Genomic DNA, 1,756 nt, shown 5'->3' on the forward strand with positions numbered 1-1,756 from the left:
ATACACTGGAGCAAGCCGAAAGGCCGGTCATAGACCGAGTTTACCCAGGAGCTGGGTGAGGTGAAAGTCTCACGCCCAGTTCTGAAGCGGAGGTGCTCCCCTTAATAGGGGACATCGACCGTAACAAAAGCAGAAATGGAAGAAACTCCGCCAAAGCCTATTCCGCCTACAGAAAAGAGTGTATAAAGCAGTTCAAGCTGGAGACCTCAAGAAAGCTAGGTCACTACAGAAATTGATTCTGAAATCTCGCGCAGCACAGCTTCTAGCTGTACGTCAGGTCACACAACTCAATAAGGGTAAAAAAACAGCTGGAGTAGACGGGAAGTCATCCCTCAACTACAGGGAACGCATGAAACTGGTTGAAACACTGAACCAATATGGATGCGACTGGCACCATAATGGACTACGGGAACACCCCATTAAGAAAAAGAATGGGAAAACCCGAATGTTGAAGATACCTACCATCGCAGACCGAGCATGGCAATGCTTAGCAAAATTCGCACTGGAACCAGCACACGAAGCTACCTTTCACGCTCGGAGTTACGGGTTTAGGACTGGAAGAAGTGCCCAGGATGCACAGAAAGGACTGTTCAATCAACTGAACTCAAACTGTAATGGCATCAAAAAGCGAATCATAGAGCTAGACATCAAGAAATGCTTTGACCGCATCACACACAGCTCAATCATGGATAGATTGATAGCTCCTGCGCACCTAAAACAGGGGATTTACAGGTGCCTAAAAGCAGGCATCAATCCGGAATTCCCAGAGCAAGGAACACCCCAAGGTGGTGTGGTCAGCCCCTTATTGGCAAACGTGGCTTTAAACGGTATAGAGGACATACACACAAGCCTGCGTTACGCAGACGATATGGTATTCATCCTTAAGCCTAAAGACGATGCCGAGAAAATCCTCTCAAAAGTCAAGACATTCTTGGCGGAGAGAGGAATGGAAATCAGTGAAGAAAAGACCAAGCTAACAAGAGCGACAGACGGATTTGATTTCCTAGGGTGGAAATTCCGCGTTAGAAAAGACGGAAAATTCTCGTGCATTCCCTCAGAGGATAACCACAGAACAATTCGTCAGAAAATTAAAGCCGTAGTCAACAGCTCGAATTATGGTGCAGAAGTAAAAGCCAAGAAACTAGCCCCCATCGTTCGCGGATGGCGTAACTACCATTCTAGCTGCGATATGAGCAGCTCAAGGGATAGCCTCTGGTTCATGAAGAAAACCGCAAATCGTAAATTCCGCAAGGAAAAGAAAATAAACCGGTATAAAGCCAATGAACTATGTAAAAAAGCCTTCCCAAAGGTTGGTTACAAACAAAACCAACACGTGAACGTAAAGGGGACTAAGTCACCCTACGACGGCGACCTAGTCTATTGGAGCAAGAGAAACTCAAGACTCTACTCTGATGCTACATCTGACGCATTGAAAAGGCAAAACCATTCCTGTGGACACTGCGGATTGAAGTTCCTAGAAGACGAGTTCGTACATCTTCATCACATTGATGAAAACCACGACAACTGGAAAACGAAGAACTTGCTAGCAGTTCACCAGAGCTGCCACCAGCAGATACACTGGAGCACTCCTACAGGAGAGGATATCTAGGAGCCGTATGAGGTGAAAGCGCGCGACCTGAACTGGTCAAGTAAAGCGGGGAGCCGACTCCCCAGGGTAATTTACACCACCTACCCTCACGTAAAACAACCTTTTAGGTTGGACTCAATACCTTTTGGTAACAAAAGGGAAATATGC

General features: G+C 46.5%; 1 pseudogene. It reads left to right on the top strand.

Annotated features, from left to right (window positions below):
* Positions 1–130: 130 nt before the first annotated feature.
* Positions 131–1,609 (top strand): annotated as a pseudogene (locus F6K51_RS36710) (reverse transcriptase domain-containing protein); the annotation flags it as partial.
* Positions 1,610–1,756: the final 147 nt, after the last annotated feature.

This window comes from Moorena sp. SIO3I8 (genome assembly GCF_010692325.1).
Taxonomy (GTDB): Bacteria; Cyanobacteriota; Cyanobacteriia; order Cyanobacteriales; family Coleofasciculaceae; genus Moorena.